16 protein-coding genes and 1 pseudogene are annotated in these 17,519 nt (G+C 47.7%); 11 read left to right on the top strand and 6 right to left on the bottom strand.

All coding sequences use genetic code 11. The features are described 5' to 3' along the window. Positions 1-3: 3 nt before the first annotated feature. Together ITJ88_RS13095 and ITJ88_RS13090 are read right to left on the bottom strand one after the other, a co-directional pair. The gene (locus ITJ88_RS13095) at positions 4-1,731 is read right to left on the bottom strand and encodes an ABC transporter ATP-binding protein (protein ID WP_195865946.1); all 1,728 of its coding nucleotides are present in this window, start codon (positions 1,729-1,731) and stop codon (positions 4-6) included. A gap of 321 nt (positions 1,732-2,052) precedes the next feature. After that, entirely contained in the window at positions 2,053-2,868 is an 816-nt protein-coding gene (locus ITJ88_RS13090) for a RecX family transcriptional regulator (protein ID WP_058265788.1), read from the bottom strand. 132 nt (positions 2,869-3,000) lie between these two features. Here ITJ88_RS13090 and ITJ88_RS13085 point away from each other — a divergent pair, with 132 nt between their 5' ends. From ITJ88_RS13085 to ITJ88_RS13055, 7 genes are all read left to right on the top strand, one after another. Continuing rightward, positions 3,001-3,909 (top strand): TIGR01777 family oxidoreductase, encoded by a 909-nt coding sequence (locus tag ITJ88_RS13085; RefSeq protein WP_195865945.1) that lies wholly within the window; start codon positions 3,001-3,003, stop codon positions 3,907-3,909. Positions 3,910-3,927: 18 nt separating this feature from the next. Beyond that, a complete protein-coding gene (locus tag ITJ88_RS13080) occupies positions 3,928-5,067 on the top strand; it encodes an amidohydrolase (RefSeq protein ID WP_195865944.1) in 1,140 nt (379 codons plus the stop codon). A gap of 230 nt (positions 5,068-5,297) precedes the next feature. Beyond that, positions 5,298-5,858, top strand: coding sequence for a GNAT family N-acetyltransferase (locus ITJ88_RS13075; protein WP_023467300.1), 561 nt, complete (start codon positions 5,298-5,300; stop codon positions 5,856-5,858). Between the two features lie 128 nt (positions 5,859-5,986). After that, the gene (locus ITJ88_RS13070; protein ID WP_195865958.1) at positions 5,987-6,670 is read left to right on the top strand and encodes a response regulator transcription factor; all 684 of its coding nucleotides are present in this window, start codon (positions 5,987-5,989) and stop codon (positions 6,668-6,670) included. Beyond that, positions 6,667-8,061, top strand: a complete 1,395-nt coding sequence (locus tag ITJ88_RS13065) for a sensor histidine kinase (RefSeq protein ID WP_023467298.1) — start codon at positions 6,667-6,669, stop codon at positions 8,059-8,061. Before ITJ88_RS13070 ends, ITJ88_RS13065 begins: the two co-directional genes overlap by 4 nt. Further along, on the top strand, positions 8,058-8,624 hold the full coding sequence (locus ITJ88_RS13060) for a TVP38/TMEM64 family protein (RefSeq protein ID WP_195865943.1): 567 nt from the start codon (positions 8,058-8,060) through the stop codon (positions 8,622-8,624). Before ITJ88_RS13065 ends, ITJ88_RS13060 begins: the two co-directional genes overlap by 4 nt. Before the next feature lie 31 nt (positions 8,625-8,655). After that, positions 8,656-9,534 carry an aldo/keto reductase gene (locus tag ITJ88_RS13055; RefSeq protein ID WP_195865942.1) on the top strand — a complete coding sequence of 293 codons (879 nt, stop codon included), beginning with the start codon at positions 8,656-8,658 and terminating at the stop codon, positions 9,532-9,534. Between the two features lie 51 nt (positions 9,535-9,585). Here the strand turns inward: ITJ88_RS13055 and rlmD are convergent, their stop codons facing one another. Beyond that, positions 9,586-10,971, bottom strand: coding sequence for a 23S rRNA (uracil(1939)-C(5))-methyltransferase RlmD (gene rlmD / locus ITJ88_RS13050; RefSeq protein WP_058265782.1), 1,386 nt, complete (start codon positions 10,969-10,971; stop codon positions 9,586-9,588). Positions 10,972-11,011: 40 nt separating this feature from the next. Beyond that, the gene (locus tag ITJ88_RS13045) at positions 11,012-11,224 is read right to left on the bottom strand and encodes an SE1561 family protein (protein WP_023467294.1); all 213 of its coding nucleotides are present in this window, start codon (positions 11,222-11,224) and stop codon (positions 11,012-11,014) included. 84 nt (positions 11,225-11,308) lie between these two features. Between ITJ88_RS13045 and yfkAB the strand changes: the two genes are divergently transcribed. The 3 genes and pseudogenes from yfkAB to ITJ88_RS13030 all read left to right on the top strand — a co-directional run. Then, positions 11,309-12,421 (top strand): radical SAM/CxCxxxxC motif protein YfkAB, encoded by a 1,113-nt coding sequence (gene yfkAB / locus ITJ88_RS13040; RefSeq protein ID WP_195865941.1) that lies wholly within the window; start codon positions 11,309-11,311, stop codon positions 12,419-12,421. Positions 12,422-12,508: 87 nt separating this feature from the next. Then, entirely contained in the window at positions 12,509-12,691 is a 183-nt protein-coding gene (locus ITJ88_RS13035; RefSeq protein WP_029340894.1) for a hypothetical protein, read from the top strand. A 68-nt stretch (positions 12,692-12,759) separates the two neighbouring features. After that, positions 12,760-13,914, top strand: a pseudogene (locus ITJ88_RS13030) (MFS transporter); the annotation flags it as partial. A gap of 41 nt (positions 13,915-13,955) precedes the next feature. Here the strand turns inward: ITJ88_RS13030 and ITJ88_RS13025 are convergent. Both ITJ88_RS13025 and ITJ88_RS13020 read right to left on the bottom strand, forming a co-directional pair. Further along, positions 13,956-14,243 carry a hypothetical protein gene (locus ITJ88_RS13025; RefSeq protein ID WP_023467290.1) on the bottom strand — a complete coding sequence of 96 codons (288 nt, stop codon included), beginning with the start codon at positions 14,241-14,243 and terminating at the stop codon, positions 13,956-13,958. Between the two features lie 163 nt (positions 14,244-14,406). Continuing rightward, the gene (locus ITJ88_RS13020) at positions 14,407-15,336 is read right to left on the bottom strand and encodes a DMT family transporter (RefSeq protein WP_195865939.1); all 930 of its coding nucleotides are present in this window, start codon (positions 15,334-15,336) and stop codon (positions 14,407-14,409) included. Between the two features lie 185 nt (positions 15,337-15,521). Between ITJ88_RS13020 and ITJ88_RS13015 the strand changes: the two genes are divergently transcribed. Further along, on the top strand, positions 15,522-17,471 hold the full coding sequence (locus tag ITJ88_RS13015) for a heavy metal translocating P-type ATPase (protein ID WP_195865938.1): 1,950 nt from the start codon (positions 15,522-15,524) through the stop codon (positions 17,469-17,471). Positions 17,472-17,519 lie beyond the last annotated feature (48 nt).

Raw genomic sequence — 17,519 nt, 5'->3', positions numbered from 1 at the left:
TCCTTACATCTCTTCACTTTGTCGCTCGAATTGTTGAGCGTACCAGCCATTTTGTGCCATCAGGCTGTCATGTGTTCCTCGTTCAGAAATCATTCCGTCTTGCAAGACGATGATTTCCTCCGCATGTGCTACTGCCGATAAGCGATGGGCAACAATCAATGTCGTGGATTGGTGGCGATTCGATCGAATCGAATCAATGATATGTGATTCCGTTTTCGCATCTACTGCTGATAGTGAATCATCCAGCAACAGCAACTCTGGTTTTTTTAACATCGCCCGCGCGATCGAGAGACGTTGCTTTTGTCCTCCCGACAACGTGACGCCACGTTCACCAACCATCGTCTCAAGTCCTTGTTCCAGCGTTTCGATATCTTTTTCGAACGATGCGAGACGAATCGCTTCCTGCAATTCTTCTTCTGTCGCTTCACCTGCACCGAATAGAATATTATCCCGAACGGATTTTGAAAATAGTAAATGTTCTTGTGAGACGTAACCGGTCCATCCGCGAACCGTCTCTAGCGCAACATCTTCATACGGTACGCCGTTGACTGTCAGCATATCCCGTCCGATTGGATACTCACGTAAGAATTGACGCAAGAACGTCGTTTTCCCGGATCCCGTTGGTCCGACGACACCGATCGTTGTTCCTTGTTCGATCGTCATATTCAAATCTCGTAAGACCGGATGGGCTGTCTCTGGATACGTAAACGTCAAATCGTTCATCTCGATCCGTTCAGGGCGATCAATATGTTCCCGCGGTGTCGAAGCAATCAACGGTTTGACTCGCATCGTTGCTTCCAAGCGGTCAAGACTTGCTGTTCCGCGCTGGATGACATTGATCAATTCACCAAAGGCGTACATCGGCCAAATCAGCATCCCGAGATAGATGTTAAAGGCGACCAATTGTCCGAGCGTGATGTCGTTCGTAAAGACGAGATATGTCCCGAACGATAAGCCGATCAAGTAACTGAAGCCGACGAGCAGCTTGATGATCGGTTCAAATAAGACATCAATTTTTGCGACGTGCATGTTTTTCTCAAAGACATCCGTCGTGACATCGTCGAAGCGTTTAACATCGACTGGTTCTTGGACGAACGAGCGGATAACACGCAGTCCGGAAATCGACTCGACGACCTGGTCATTCATCGTTCCGAATGAATCCTGGGCCGTGATGAAACGTCCGTGAATTTGACTTCCGAGCTTATTCATCGCGTAGGCGAGAAGCGGCATCGGTAACAAGGCAGCAAGCGTCAACTTCCAATCGATCGCCACCCCCATGACGACGAGCGTGATTGCCGTCATGTTCAACGAGTCGACGAGCGTCAAGACACCAAATCCGGCGGTCCGCTCGACCGCCTTCAAGTCGTTCGTCGCGAGTGCCATCAAGTCTCCCGTCCGATTCTTTTGGTAGAACGTCGGCGTCAGTTTCAATAAGTGCGTAAAGAAGCGACTCCGAAGTGTCCGTTCTAATAAAAATGCCGTTCCGAATAATTTCGCTAACCATTGATACGTCAAAATGAAGGACACAATGGAGATAACCGTTAATCCGCCGACATACTGTAAGAGTGTCGTTCGATCCATCGATCCCGACCGTAATCCGTCGATGACCTTACCGATCAGCCATGGCGGCGTTAAATCGATGAAGCCGGTGATGATCAATAAGACGACTGCTACGAGATACGATGATTTGTGTTCTTTTAGAAACCAACTCAATTGCCGAAATAAACGCATGAGGGTCCCCCCTTTACTGTGAAATGAATTACTTTTTCCGAGCACGCAAAAAGGCATACGGATTTCCGGATGCAGTCCGAGAATCAGTATGCCTTGAAATGGGCATGATCCATTCTTGTTCGTCTGCGCGCTCGGGAGACGAATCCCCTTGCTCGCACATGAAATGAATTACTTATACGTGCTCAAGAGTCTCCGTCGTATTCAGCTGTTGGATATGAGTGAAACCAATTGGCTTTTTCATAGGACGGTTCCTCCTTTTCTTAGTCTGTGCGTAGAATAGCACAATTGTCGGATAATTGTCAATTTTTCGTCTTGCTTTTATTATTCCGCCTCTTCTTCTTTGACTTGTTCGAGGACTTGAGCCGCTAGACCGTATGGAAATCCTTTTCGGACGAGCGCTTGCTTCACTTTCTGTTCGCGTTCGAACGGTTCAAGTTGCCGGTATTTTGGATAATACTTGCGTGCTTGATAAAGGGCCGCTTGTTCTTCTTCGTCCCCTTCTTCAGCTCGGAACACCTCTTCGATACCCGCCTTGATCAAGTCGGACGAGAAGCCGCGTTGCATGAGTGTCATCTGTAGCTTTTGCGTCAGTTCCCGCACGGAACGCCGTTGCAGCTCTTTTTGCTTTTGCCGCAAAAACTTCAGGACTTTTTCGTATTCCTCTTCATCCGTAAACGTCACGATCGCTTCATCAATAGCTGTCTTCGGTATCTTCAATGCCTCAAGGTCGCGGCGAATCCGTCCCGGACCTTGAGGTGTCGTCGCTTTTTTCGTTGCTGTATAAGCAAGTGCGAACTGTTGATCATCCAGATAGCGTTGCTCTGTCAATCGCTCGATTGCATGTTTGATCGCATGCTCCGGTGTCTCTTTCTCTGTTAAATACGCGACGACTTCACTCGTCGCCCGCATGCGGTACGATAGATGATTCAATGAGAGACGATACGCTTTTTGCTGTTCTTCAGCCGTCAACACTTCCTTGACGAAGTCGTCATCGAGTTCCTTATCGCGTTGTAGATTGTATTTAATTAAGATATCGACGTCTACGGCAAAAGCATATTCCTCTTTGCCATCACGTTCGACATAGATATTGAATCGTTCGCTGTTCTTTTTCTGCGTCGAGATCCGTTTGATCTTCATGTCGTTCCCTCCCCTAACCTGATTCGGTAGTTCTACGATATCATGAACAGGCAGGTCTATGTTTGAGTGAAACCATGGAACGGGAACAAATGGAAAGAAGCTACTTTACTTATTTCAGGGAGGATGAATTACATGAATATTGCGATTACCGGTGGAACCGGTATGATTGGTCAAGCCTTGACGAAGCGTTTATTAGATCAAGGACACCACATCTTTATCTTGACGCGTCATCCGAAAGCGAACGATGCGCATGTCACATATATCAAGTGGATGACAGAAGACGCAAAACCGGAACATCACTTAGAGGGCGTCGATGCCTTCATTCATCTGGCTGGTGCTTCGATCAATGAAGGACGTTGGACGGATGAACGTAAACGCGTCATTCTCGACAGCCGCGTCAGTACGACGAAGGAGCTCGTGCGAATCGTTGAAGCACTCGATCAAAAACCAAATGTCGTTTTGTCTGCTTCTGCGGTTGGCATTTACGGACAAGATCGGCATCAAACCTTCTCTGAAGATCAACCCCTTCCACCGACCGCTGACTTCTTAAGTCATGTCTGTGTTGCGTGGGAAGATCTTGCTCGTCCGATTGCTGACGCTGGCATTCGACTTGTCCATCCACGAATCGGTGTCGTCTTAACGAAAGCCGGTGGCGCTTATCCCTTAATGCGCCTGCCTTATGTTTTGTTTGGTGGTGGGACGATGGGCGACGGTAAACAGTGGGTCTCCTGGGTCCATATCGATGATTTAGTCGATTTATTCCTATTCGCACTTGAGACCCCGACAGTCGAAGGACCGCTGAACATCACTGCGCCTCACCCGGAGACGATGCGCCGTTTCGGACAGACGATCGGAAAAGTCTTACATCGCCCACACTGGCTCCCGGCACCACGCTTCGCATTAGAACTCGCACTCGGTGAAAAGAGTACGATTGTACTAGAAGGAGCTCGTGTCGTCCCGAAAAAAGCGCTCGAAAACGGATACAAGTTTCGGTATGCTGAACTAAAGGATGCATTACGAGCACTCGAGCATTCAAACTAGTACAGGGGTGGACGATACTTGGATATCTTAATTCGAAATGCACATATCTATCCGATTACTTCGGACAGTTTTTACGGGGACATCCGCATTCGTGATGGGAAAATCATTGAAATCGGTGAATTACTGGATCATTTAGAAGACGATCAAGTCATTGAAGCAGAAGGTCACTTTTTATTGCCCGGTTTCATCGATGCCCATACACATCTCGGATTATATGACGAAGGTACCGGAACCGTCGGAAATGATGCGAATGAGACGATTTTCGCGATGACTCCTCATCTGCGTGCCATTGATGGCGTCTATCCGCTGGATGAAGGCTTTAAGGAAGCTGTCGAACACGGGATCACGACCGTTCAAGTCATGCCGGGTAGCATGAACATCATCGGTGGCGTCACGAGTGTCATCAAGACGCACGGACGATTCATCGATGATATGATTCTTCGAAAGTACGCAGGTCTGAAGGTGGCGCTCGGTGAAAACCCGAAGCGTGTCCATAGTGCTGGTCGTGCCGGTGAACTGACACGGATGGGCATCATGGGGATGTTGCGCGAAGCCTTTCTTGAAGTTCGGACACAATCGGTTTCTGAAACCTTTGCCCACCAGATGATCAAACGAGTCCTTGATCATAAGATGCCGCTTCGTGTACATGCGCACCGAGCAGATGATATCCTTTCTGCCATCCGTTTTGCGGAAGAATTCGATCTTGATTTACGTATCGAACATTGTACGGAAGGTCATCTCGTCGCAAAAGAGATGGAGCTGCTACCGATCGAAAAAGTGACGGTCGGACCCACCTTCACACGAAAGTCTAAAATCGAACTGAAGAATAAGACATGGGAAACGTATCGGATTCTTCATGAGCATGGTCTCGAAATCTCGATTACAACCGATCATCCGTATACCCCTGTTCAGTACTTGAACCTTTGCGCCGGTCTTGCCGCACGAGAAGGTCTACCGGTCGACGTCGCCTTACGCGCGATCACGATTCATCCAGCCCGTTCGCTCGGTGTGGACGATCGTGTCGGATCGATCGAGGTCGGAAAAGACGCGGATCTCGTCTTGTGGAGTCACTTCCCACTCGACTATTTAGCGAAGCCGCTCATGACGATGATTGACGGAAAAATCATTTTTGAACACGCTCAACTGAACTTGACTTAACCCCACCCCCGCCAGGTGTTTTTTGCACCTTTCGGGGGTTTTAGACGCTTACGGAAAACATCTTGTTTTTGTATCTTTTTTCACAAAAATTATTTTCTTGCAATTTTAAAAAAAGAAGGTAATATTATCTTATCCGACAACTGAAGAAGGCATACCATGCGCGGTTCAAACGAGTCAGACAGGTAGCTTTCGACAATCATTCTTGCGGTCCTAAAAGGAGGAATGGAAGTATGCTCAAGCAACGGGAGCTGAGCGACTGCGCTGATTTGTTCGAACTGATGCAGCATCAAGACGTATATCCGTACGTCCGCCAAAAAACACGGTACTTTGATGAATTTCTGTTTACTACAAAGCAGGCAATCGAAGAGGAAGAACGTGGTGAAATCGTATCACGTACCATCCTAGATGAATTCGATCAACCGATTGGCACGATTAGTTTACTCGATATCGAAGGACAATATGGGTTTCTCGGTACATGGTTAGGTAAACCGTATCATGGTAAAGGATACAATCACTTAGCGAAAGAAGCCTTCTTCTCTGAGCTGTTCTTCGAGCTTGGATATGAGAGTGTCTTCATGAAAATTCGCAAAAGCAATATTCGGTCACAAAAAGCAGCTGAAAAATTGCCGTATGCGTTCTGTGCGGATGAGTTGCGCCCTGCGCTTCTTGAGCAATTGAATGCTGGCGAGACACAGTTCACGCTATATGAAGTCTCAAAATCTAGTTTCCACATGTACATTCATGGTCGGGAGCTCGAAACACTATACGATCACCAACAACTCGAAGCATGAGAGCCTTGTCTCTCATGCTTTTTTGTGTCCACGCATGCGCTTCTAAAGTTTGAAATGGTATGATAAATAAGAAAACTCATCTTTATGGAAGAAACACTTTTCTTCTACAGGAAATGGAGCGAAAACTAATGCCAGAATCGTTTAACATTCTCGTAGTAGATGATGAAGCACAAATGCGTGACCTTCTCGTCTCGAATCTCGAAAAAGAACACTACACGACGATGACAGCTTCTAACGGACAAGAAGCAATCTATCTCATTCAACAAAATACATTCCATCTCGTTCTACTCGATGTCATGATGCCGGAAATGGACGGCTTGACAGCATGCATGCGTATCCGTGAATTCTCAAACGTTCCGATCATCATGCTGACGGCACGTTCGGACGAGCTCGATCGGATTCACGGTCTGAAAATCGGAGCTGATGACTATATCACAAAACCATTCAGCCCTCGAGAATTGCTTGCTCGCATCGAAGCGACGCTTCGTCGTTCTCACCGCTTTACAGTTGATCAATCGGCTACCCTGACGCTCGGCATGCTTGAACTCGATACGGAAAGTCGGAGTGTCCACGTCAATGGCAAGCCGGTCAGTCTAACGCGTAAGGAATTTGATTTGTTGCACCTGTTCGCTCAAAACAATGATAAGGTCTTTTCTCGCGAACAGTTACTCGATCAAATCTGGGGTGCGGACTATATCGGGAACTTACGGACGGTCGATACACACATCAAAACACTTCGCCTAAAGCTCGGGGAAGCCGGTGGCTCGATTCAAACGGTCTGGGGCATCGGTTATAAATTCGAGGAAGTATGATTAAGCGCTATACGATCCGGCGCCGGATTTGGATCACGATTTGGTTCACGAGCGTTTTTTCCGCCATTTTATTCGTCCTGCTGACGTTCTATCTCTACGACCGGTTCTATCTTCAGACGCAGGAAGATATCTTATTGAACCGAGGCGAAAAGCTGATCAACATCTATGAATCCGAAGGACTGTCTGGTGCTTTTTACGATGGAATGACTTATACGAATGAGTTGACGGAATCGAAAGTCTTCTTTATCGATTTCCTGAAGAAAAATCCAGCTGGACTGCGCTTTTTGACGAATGCGGATATCGAAGAACTTCGAAACGGTGAAACCGTCGTCTCCAGTCGGACCCATCCGATTGAAGGAACGGACATTTTGATGACCGGATTTCCGATCATCGAAAACAATCGACTGGTTGGTACGCTGATCTTGTATCTGGAACTCGGTCAAATCAGTGAACCATTCCGCCCACTCCGCCTGATGATCTTCTTCATGATCGGACTGATCGTCTTGAATCTCGTCATCTTCGGACGACAAATCATCGATACGATCATCCGTCCGTTGATCGACATGAAGCGCGCCTCGACTGTTTATGCACAAGGTGACTTTGATTATCGGATTCCGATTCAATCGGACGATGAGATCGGAGAACTCGCAGAAACGTTAAACAAGATGGCGGAATCGCTCGGAGAAGTCGACGAGCAGCGGAAGGAGTTCCTCGCGAACGTCAGTCATGAATTGCGGACACCGCTCTCCTACATCCGTGGCTATACGGAGATGATGCAGGATGATTCGCTCGAGGAAGAAAAGCGTGCGCAGTATTACCAAATCATCGAGCGGGAAACAGAGCGTCTGCAACGTCTCGTCAATGATTTGCTCGATCTCGCTCAACTTGAACGCGATTCCTATCCGATGTCGAAACAACCACTTGTCTTCAGCCAAGTACTTGAAGATGTCATTTACCGGATGGAACCCATCGCCCAGTCAAAAGGAGTCACGTTCGTGATGAATCTCGATCCGGATCAAATTGTCTTAGGCGATACAGACCGTCTTGAGCAAGTCTTCGGCAATTTACTCGATAACGCCTTACGGTACACACCGCCTGGTAAACAGATTTTCTTATCGACTGAAACGATCGGCGACCGGACGCATTGTCTTATCCGGGACGAAGGAGAAGGCATTCCGGAAGAACATCTTGATCGACTGACAAAACGTTTTTACCGTGTCGATAAATCACGGACGCGGAAAGATGGCGGAACCGGTCTTGGTCTTGCGATCACAAAACACATCATCGATCGTCATGATGGGACGATCCGGTTCGACTCCGTTCTTGGAGAAGGAACGACCGTCCACATCGAGTTACCGCTTCTTCCAGATGAAGAAGATGGATTCGAATGATGGAACAACATGTCATCCAAACCTTTGAACTCTTCGGACCGTTCGCTCCGTTCGTTAGTGTCTTGGTCAGCGTCGTCGTCAGTGTACTTGGTGTCCTACCGAGTACGTTCGTCACCGCTGCGAATCTCGTCTATTTCGGATTATGGATCGGTACATTGCTCTCTTTCATCGGTGAAGTCTTAGGTGCGGTTTGCGCGTTCCTACTTTACCGAAAAGGACTGCGGTATGCCCTTCGTCGCCCACTTCCCGATCGATTCGCTCGTTTGCAACAAAAACTGCAAGCACAACGAGGACATGAAGCATTTTGGACGATCATCTTGCTGCGGCTATTACCGTTCGTCCCGTCTGGCATCGTCAACATCATCAGTGCGGCGAGTGGTATTTCGATTCTACTTTTCCTGACTGCGAGTACGATCGGAAAAATTCCAGCCATGTTAGTCGAAGTGCTCGCCGTCCATCAGTTCATGCAATCCTCGTCCATCGTTCAATGGTCGATTGTAGGCTTGGCACTCGTTGGTTATCTGCTATACCGTATTCATCAAAAACGAACACCATCGATTTAAAACTACAGGTATCTGAAAGGAAGTATTGTTCGTGGAGTTAAGACGTTTTGGAACATCTGATTTATTCGTGTCCCCGCTTGGGTTCGGAGCCGGTCACATCGGTGCAGAACAGATGACGGACCGGGAAGCAGTCTATTTGCTCGAACAAGCACGTGATCTTGGCATCAATCTGATCGATACGGCACGCGGCTACGGCTTATCGGAGCAACGCGTCGGACAATTTCTAAAGAATCGCCGGCACGACGTCATTCTGTCGACGAAAGTTGGCTATGATGTTCCCGGTGCGCAGGACTGGACGTTTGAAGCGGTCCATGGTGGCATCGATCAAGCCTTACAGACGATGCAAACGGATTATCTCGACATCGTACACTTACATTCTTGCAGTCAAGAAATCCTCGCCCAAGGAGATGTCATCGAAGCGCTTGAACAAGCAAAACAAGCTGGAAAAGTTCGCGTCATCGCTTATTCCGGTGATCGGGAAGACTTGATATATGCTATCGAAACGAATCGCTTCGACAGTTTTCAAACATCGTTCAATCTGTTTGACCAACGTGTCGATGATATCCTGCCTACTCTTCTAGATCACGGAGTCATCGCCAAGCGTCCGATCGGCAACGCCCCGTGGCGCTTCACGGAGCGTCCGGTCGGACAGTATGTCGAACCATATTGGGAACGTGCGCAACAACTCGCTTATCCACTCGAGGAATCGAGTTGGCTTGAAACTGCGCTTCGTTTCACGGTCTTTGAACCAGGAATCACGACGGCCATCATCGGCACGTCTCGACCCGAACATCTCGCGTTGAATCAGCAACTGATCGAGCGCGGTCCACTACCCGCTGACCGCGTTGCTCAGTTGAAGGAACGCTTCGCTGAGTGTGACGCAACGTTCGGTTATCCTTCGCAAACATGATAAAAAGCCCGTATGTCCACTCGTTCAAGGAGTGCATACGGGCTTTTTTACTTAGAACTTTTTCTTTTTCTTCTTTTCGAGCACGACGATTGCTTCAACGTGCGCTGTTTGTGGGAACATATCGTACGGTTGGATGTACGATACTTTGTATCCTGCTTTCATCAAGTGATCACAATCACGCGCAAGCGTCTGCGGATTACACGAGACATAGATGATTTTTTTAGCTTTAGAAGAAATCATCGCGTTCAACAATTGTGTATCGCAACCTGAACGTGGTGGGTCGACGATAAAGACATCCGGAATCCAACCTTCCTTGACCCAACGTGGAATCCACGCTTCGGCCTTACCGACGACGTAGTGGGCATGGTCGAATCCGTATTGCTTCATGTGCGCATTGGCATCTTCGACAGCTTCTTCAATGATTTCCATGCCGCGAACTTCTTTTGCTCCTTTGGCGATCCAGAGTCCGATTGAACCAACACCTGCGTATGCATCAACGACACGTTCTTCGCCTGTCAAAGCAGCGGCACGTGCGATCTCTTCATACATCCGTTCTGCTTGTTCCGGGTTCAACTGGAAGAAGGCACGCGGGGACAATTGATACGTGAATTCCCCCATCTCTTCTTCGATCCGTTCCACGCCGCGCAAGACTTCTGTCTCTTCTCCGAAGACACGTGACGTCAACTTATCATTGATGTTCAGTGCGACCGAGACGACACCTGGGATATCCATGATATCGCGCGACAACCCTTCTAAATCACGGAAGCCGTCTTTAAAAGCAACCAGTACGACCTGAATTTCACCCGTTTTGATTCCTGTCCGGACGACGATATGGCGCATGACACCGTCTTGTTTCGCTGCATGATAAACGGGTACTTTATAGTCATTGAGTAATTTCGTGACAGCTTGGTTGACGCGAAGCGTGTCCTTGTTTTGGACGACACAATCATCGATCGCGACCAGACGATTCGAATTAGCGGAATAGAGACCGCTGACAATCTCATTCCCCTGTTTACCGACGACGAATTGCGACTTGTTGCGGTATTCCCATTCCTTCGAACCGATCGTCGGACGAATATCCGCTTTCTCGACATTCAATTTCGTTGATTTCAAGAAAGCATTTCGTAGCATCTCTTCCTTATAACGCAACTGTCCGTCGTAACTCATGTGTTGTAATTGGCAGCCGCCACAGACACTATAGACCGGGCAAAGTGGTGTCACGCGGTCCGGTGAACGATCGTCGCGCTTTAAGATTTTCGCATTCGCATAGTTCGCATGAATTTCCGTGATCTCGATTTGTGCCGTTTCCCCGACGAGTAGTCCTGGGATGAAGACGATTTGTCGCTCGAGCGTCGCGATCCCTTCACCGTTGATTCCCATCCGTAGACACGTGACCGAACGGACCTCACCTGTCTTTAATTTGATTTTTGTTGCCATTGATTTCATCCTTTCCGTTTGTGCAAATGAAAAAGCGGTCTCAATCTACCGCTTTTTTCGTTTCTTCTTGTTCTTTCATATCCTTCGCATATCGAACGACCTTCGCCTTGAGTTGATCCAGTGATACGATCAGTCGTTCCAAATCTTCGATATCTGATGATTCATCGAGTGAATCGATTGTATGACAGAGAAGCTGCATTCTTGATTTTAGCACATTCATTTGACCAAGTTTATCAGTTCTTGCTTTTCCCATTATTCAGACTTCCTTTCTTCCGCTGGATTCCGACGTTATTTTAGCATACGATACGAAGTGGAGCACTAAAAAGGAGGAGTACCTATGCCACAATCATCACCCATCACGATCGCAAACGATCCGTGGGAAGCTTATCGTGACATTGAACAATACGGCACCGTCCGTTTGACGAACATCGAAGTCACGACGACAAAACTGTGTAACATGCGCTGTGAACATTGCGCCGTCGGTTACATGTTATCCAGTAGCGAGTCACCTGAAATCCCAGTCGAACTACTCATTCAACGTCTGGATGAAATCGAACACCTGCGTGCCTTTTCCATCACAGGTGGAGAACCGATGCTTTCGATGAAATCCGTCAAGGAATATGTCGTCCCTTTACTTAAGTATGCCCACGAACGTGGCGCTAAAACCCAAATCAACTCAAATTTAACACTTTCGTTATCTCGTTATGAATTAATCATTCCTTATCTAGATGTCTTGCACATCTCACATAACTGGGGAACAGCCGATGATTTCATCGATGGTGGCTTTGCGATGATGGAACGAAAACCGTCACGTGAAGCACGGACGAAACTTTTCGAGACGATGAAAGAGAATGCTCGTGTTCTGAATGCACGAGGTGTCATCGTGTCTGCTGAGACGATGATTAATAAACGGACGTTGCCACATCTTGAAGCAATCCATAAGGAAATCGTCGATATGGGGTGTGTCCGTCATGAGGTGCACCCGATGTACCCCGCTGACTTCGCTTCAATGATCGAAGCAGCTAGCTTATCTGAAATTCGTGACGGGATTCATCGTTTGCTTGACGTCCGAGATCCGAACGTCTGGATGTTATTCGGAACACTTCCCTTCTACGCTTGTTCGATGGAAGAGGCAGATTTAGAATTGCACCGTCGCTTGCGCCAAGAAAAAAACGTATCGGTTCGCAATGACCCAGATGGTCGTTCTCGTCTTAACGTCAACATCTTTGATGGTGAAATCATCGTGACGGATTTCGGTGACGAACTCGCTTCGCTCGGTACGATTCACGAAACGTCTTTCAATGATGCGTATGCCCAGTGGCAAGAAACAGAACTGAATAAAAGCTTGTCATGTCACTGTCCTGCGGTGCAGTGCCTTGGACCGAACGCACTTGTGAAGAACGCATATTACCCTGAGATTGATTTCACAAAACAATCGAGTCGGCTTTAAGAATGAAAAATAGGTTTTGAACGATGGCGTCCCGGGAAAAAAGTCACAAAGTAGACACATTCTGTTTTCTAAAAAGGGGTGACCGGGATGGAATGGCTCGTAGGTATTGTCGCAATCATCGGTACGTTCAGTATGGTCTTGTTCGTCATGATGGTTGGTATTCGTACTTCACACAGTATCGAACATGATGAAGTGTTCGATCAGACAGATTGGGATGAACATCTGCTGCACATGCCGCGTCCGACACGTTTTGAACAAGAAAATAAATGAAGCACGCCCCGGTCTCCCGTTTCAGAGACTGGGGCGTGTTATGCTAAAAGAAAAAAGAAAGGTCGTCGTTACTTGTGTCACGCCGTTTTGCTCTCATTTTATCAATCGTCTTCATTTCCGGTTTCACCCAGGGATTGCTGATTCCATTGCTCTCCATTTTACTTGAACGCCAAGGGACACCCGCCTTCATCAACGGTCTCAGCGCTGCCGTTCTGTACATTGGTGTCATCGTCGCTGCCCCGCTCATGGAAGGTCCACTGCGACGACGTGGTTATATTCCCGTCATTTCGTTCGGACTCGCTCTTGTTGCAGTGGCGGTCTTCTTATTCCCACTCCTTCCAAGTGTCATTGCTTGGATGATCTTACGATTTCTTGTCGGATTCGGTGATCAGACGTTGCACTATGGATCACAGGTTTGGGTGACGTCCATTACCCCAAATGAACGGTTAGGGCGAACGATGTCACTATACGGGATGGCATTCGGTCTCGGTTTTGCCCTCGGTCCTCTTGCGGCACCTCTCGTTGATATCATCAACTGGCTACCGTTCGTGTTGACGGGTACATTGACGGTCATCGTCCTGATCTTGTTATCGCGTATGCCGAACGAAAAACCATCCTCCGTCATGCCGGAGGAGCTACAAAGTGCTGCCTCACGGTATCGACTTGTCCTATCAACCGCTTGGTTCACGTTACTTCCTGGCTTTACATACGGTTTTCTCGAAGCCACACTGAATGCCAGTTTTCCCGTTTTTGCGACGCGTAACGGATACGGTCTATCTGAGACGAGTACATTGATCACGACATTCGTCGTCAGCTCGTTGATCATGCAGCTTCCACTTGGACGACTTGCGGATCACTTTGGAAAACGTCGGACGTTAGTAACTGTTCTTTCGATTGGTTCTGTCGCTTTCCTGATTGCTTGCTTCGTCTTCGAACGTTATGGTTGGTTGTTTGCGATTTTTGCTGTCAGCGGGATGGCACTTGGCTCGACGTACTCGCTCGGTGTCGCCTATATGACGGAACAGTTACCGCGACATCTTCTTCCGACGGGCAACTTGCTTGCGGGGATTGCCTTTAGTCTTGGTTCGATCCTCGGACCGATTGCCGGTAGTTTGTTCGTTCTGCTTCCAGCTATGCTTTATTTCAGCCTATTCGTTCTGGTCCTAGCGACACTTGCGTTTCTCTTACGATACGCAAAACGTCACGAATCATCCCGGATCTAAAACAAAGGATCTTGCGCTAATGATGCGCAAGATCCTTTGTTTTATTTCACGATTCCTTCTTGCCGAAAACTCCGCCAGAGCTTATCGTCGATCGCATACGGCTGTTCCTTTGCACGCTTCAGCTCTTCTGTCTCGAGCAGCACGACGACCTCTCGACCGTTGATTGACCACACTGAATCGTAACCTCTCTCCGCCTCGATGATCTCCACATCGACATCTCCATGGGTTTCCTTTAACTGCTGACTGACGCACGTTACGACGAACCGGGCAAACTCATCACGTGGACGACGAGTGGCAATGATCTTTCGAACGATCTCATTCCGTTCCATTCGTTTTCATCTCCTTCCGTTTTATAGTCGCACTAGCCTTTCAGACAAGGCCGAATCGGTCTTCACTTGACCGTACAGAAAAAAGCCGAACAGGTCGGCTTAAGCAACGAACGATTGGGAGTTACTTTGATTGAAACTATTTTTGCACGATTCTGAATCTTCGTCAACCTCGCTTTTGAAACCATACAGGAAGGTATGTCGAGACTAAAATACCACTGACGACGAAGAGTAACCCAAGCAACGCTTGCGGTGGAATCGTCTCACCCAGAATCAAGGCCGATAAACTGACATCATAGATCGGTACGAAGAACATGAACAACGACACTTTACTGACCGGATTATATTTCATCAGTAAGTTCCAAAGCGTAAATCCAGTCGCTGATAAGAAGGCAAGATACACGAGCATCCAAGCACTTGTCGTTGAAAAGGTGAATGGTGCGACGTGACCATCGAGAATGACGCCTGCGATAAAGAGACCGATTGATCCAATGACCATCGCCCATCCAGTCATCGGTGCCACCGGATAACGTGCTGAGTATTCTTTGGCAATCAAGTTACCGAACGCCCCGGAAACCATTGCTGCGATCAACAATCCTTCCCCTACTCCAAATGAGACACCTTGCCCACCTTGCGGCCAGTTGGCCAAGATGACACCTGTGAATCCAAGGAATAAGGCAAGTCCTTTAAATCGGTTCAGTCGATCGTCTTCATATCGAAAATGAGCCAGCAACATCTGGAAGAACGAAGTCGATCCGGCAATGATCGATCCTTGTACGCCGGTTGATAAAGATAGACCGATATAAAAGAAGACATACTGCAAGAACGTCAAAAAGAAGCCAAGACGACTGTAGGCGTAGGTCCGATCCTTCAGTGTGATCGTCTGTTTGAAGACGAAGACACTGACGACAAGTAATAACACACCTGCTAAAAAGAAACGATAGCTCGCAAACAGCAATTGCTCTCCGTATTCGGAAGATGTGATCTGTAATAAGTCATAACTTTTTTTAATGAAGGGAAACGCACTTCCCCACAAAAAAGTCGTCAGTAACGCAAAGACGACGAGTCCGATCCGATGGGTTAAAATTTTTTGCATCTTTCTAGTTCCTTTCCTGTTCCTTTTCACTGAAGCATGGTATAGTAATTCTACAGATAATAATAATTATAATCTAGAGACAATGAAACTCATTATCAATCAGTAAAACTCATTGATATATCACATTCTCATTCTCTTTCTATAATGATTTCATTTCTCATTTACATTTTGAAAGGAGTTTTAATATGACGACTTCCACTACTACCGATGTTCAACAGCGTTCCGTATTCCGTCATGCTTGGGATGAGCATCACGAATTGATTCTAGCATTGTTTAGCGGAATATTGATTTTAGTTGCTTACGGACTCGATAAATTCAGTGCCGCACCTGCCGTATATGTCACATTGTACTTATCAGCTTATGTGATCGGAGGATATGCGAAAGCGAAGGAAGGATTGACGGAGACGTATCAAGAAAAAACGTTGAACGTCGAATTGTTGATGATTTTAGCTGCCATCGGTGCGGCTGCCATTGGCTACTGGATGGAAGGTGCGATCCTCATCTTCATCTTTGCGTTATCCGGTGCCCTTGAAACATATACGATGAATAAGAACGAACGTGCCTTGCAAAGCTTGATGTCCTTACAACCGGAGGAAGCAACACGTCTGAATGCAAACGGTCAACTCGAAGTCGTCGGAATCGAACAATTAGCGATCGGTAACCTCGTCTATGTTCGTCCTGGGGAGCGGATTCCGGTTGATGGTGTCATCGTCCGTGGTCAAGCCGCGATCGAAGAAGCATCGATTACAGGAGAATCGATTCCGGTTGAAAAACAAACAGGTGATACCGTTTATAACTCGACCGTCAACATGAACGGTGTCTTGACGATTGAGATGACGAAAGCTGCTGACGAGTCGTTGTTCCAAAAGATCATTCATATGGTCCAAAACGCACAAAGTGAACAGTCTCCATCTGCTCAGTTCATCGAACGTTTCGAAAGCCGTTATGTCAAAATCGTCCTCCTCGTCGTCGCACTGATGATGGTCCTCCCTCATTACGTCGTTGGTTGGACATTTGAGACGAGTATTTATCGCGCGATGATTCTTCTCGTCGTCGCCTCACCTTGTGCCCTTGTTGCGTCGATTACACCTGCTGCTTTGTCTGCAATTGCCGCATCTGCGAAAAACGGCGTTCTTTTTAAAGGAGGCGCCCACATTGAAACGCTCGGTCAAGTCGATACGATCGTCTTCGATAAAACGGGAACACTGACAACTGGTAAACCCGTCGTCACTGAAAGTCGTTACGCGGAAGGCATGGACGTCCGAACAGTCCAACAAGCGGTCGCTTCCATCGAAGCGCAGTCGAACCATCCACTCGCACAAGCAATCGTCGATCACTTAAAAACCGATGTCCGCGAACCATCAACGTTTAAAGATGTGACAGGATACGGGATTGAAGCAACTGTCGATGGTGTCACGTATCGTATCGGTAAACGGGCGTTCCATGATGGTTTAGACGATCCATTCGTCGCGATCGAACAGTCATTGAAAGAGCAAGGGCATACGATCGTTTATGTCAGCAATGGAGCACAGATCGTAGCGCTTTATGCGTTACGTGATACGATTCGTCCGGAAGCCAAAACAGCGATTGCTGCCTTAAATGATCTCGGCATCGCAACGATCATGTTAACTGGTGATAATCCGGTCACGGCAGCTGCCATCTCACGTGAGGCGGGATTGACGGACTTCGTCGCTGAGTGCCTACCGGAAGATAAAGTACGCTACATCAAACAATACCAAACAGAAGGTCGGACCGTCGCGATGGTCGGTGACGGCATTAACGATGCCCCAGCCCTTGCATTAGCACATGTCGGGATTGCGATGGGTGAAGGAACGGACGCTGCGCTTGAGACCGCTGACGTCGTCTTGATGAAAAATGATTTAGGTCGTCTTGCCTATGCTGTGCACAAAGCCCGGAAGATGAACCGGATCGTCAAACAAAACATCACGCTTGCGATCGGTGTCATCCTCCTATTGATCGCATCGAATTTGTCCCAGTTCCTCATCATGCCGTTCGCCGTCGTCGGACACGAAGGATCAACGATTCTCGTCATCTTGAACGGTTTACGCCTTCTTCAACAGGATGCTTTACCAAGTCTTCCACAGCGTTCATCTGAAAAACGATTAGCTGCTTAACCATCAAAAGAGCCTGACTGCCATGTGGCAGTCAGGCTTTTTTGTACC

Source organism: Exiguobacterium abrahamii (assembly GCF_015645365.1).
In the GTDB taxonomy this organism is placed as follows: Bacteria; Bacillota; Bacilli; order Exiguobacteriales; family Exiguobacteriaceae; genus Exiguobacterium_A; species Exiguobacterium_A abrahamii.
This window is presented reverse-complemented; position numbering and strand designations above follow the sequence as displayed.

Bases quoted from the DNA above. Each gene is read 5' to 3' on its own strand.
- yfkAB (WP_195865941.1), top strand. From the start codon at position 11,309: ATGCCACAATCATCACCCATCACGATCGCAAACGATCCGTGGGAAGCT.
- ITJ88_RS13025 (WP_023467290.1), bottom strand. From the start codon at position 14,243: ATGGAACGGAATGAGATCGTTCGAAAGATCATTGCCACTCGTCGTCCA.
- ITJ88_RS13085 (WP_195865945.1), top strand. From the start codon at position 3,001: ATGAATATTGCGATTACCGGTGGAACCGGTATGATTGGTCAAGCCTTG.
- ITJ88_RS13075 (WP_023467300.1), top strand. From the start codon at position 5,298: ATGCTCAAGCAACGGGAGCTGAGCGACTGCGCTGATTTGTTCGAACTG.
- ITJ88_RS13015 (WP_195865938.1), top strand. From the start codon at position 15,522: ATGACGACTTCCACTACTACCGATGTTCAACAGCGTTCCGTATTCCGT.
- rlmD (WP_058265782.1), bottom strand. From the start codon at position 10,971: ATGGCAACAAAAATCAAATTAAAGACAGGTGAGGTCCGTTCGGTCACG.
- ITJ88_RS13090 (WP_058265788.1), bottom strand. From the start codon at position 2,868: ATGAAGATCAAACGGATCTCGACGCAGAAAAAGAACAGCGAACGATTC.
- ITJ88_RS13045 (WP_023467294.1), bottom strand. From the start codon at position 11,224: ATGGGAAAAGCAAGAACTGATAAACTTGGTCAAATGAATGTGCTAAAA.
- ITJ88_RS13070 (WP_195865958.1), top strand. From the start codon at position 5,987: ATGCCAGAATCGTTTAACATTCTCGTAGTAGATGATGAAGCACAAATG.
- ITJ88_RS13035 (WP_029340894.1), top strand. From the start codon at position 12,509: ATGGAATGGCTCGTAGGTATTGTCGCAATCATCGGTACGTTCAGTATG.
- ITJ88_RS13060 (WP_195865943.1), top strand. From the start codon at position 8,058: ATGATGGAACAACATGTCATCCAAACCTTTGAACTCTTCGGACCGTTC.
- ITJ88_RS13095 (WP_195865946.1), bottom strand. From the start codon at position 1,731: ATGCGTTTATTTCGGCAATTGAGTTGGTTTCTAAAAGAACACAAATCA.
- ITJ88_RS13065 (WP_023467298.1), top strand. From the start codon at position 6,667: ATGATTAAGCGCTATACGATCCGGCGCCGGATTTGGATCACGATTTGG.
- ITJ88_RS13020 (WP_195865939.1), bottom strand. From the start codon at position 15,336: ATGCAAAAAATTTTAACCCATCGGATCGGACTCGTCGTCTTTGCGTTA.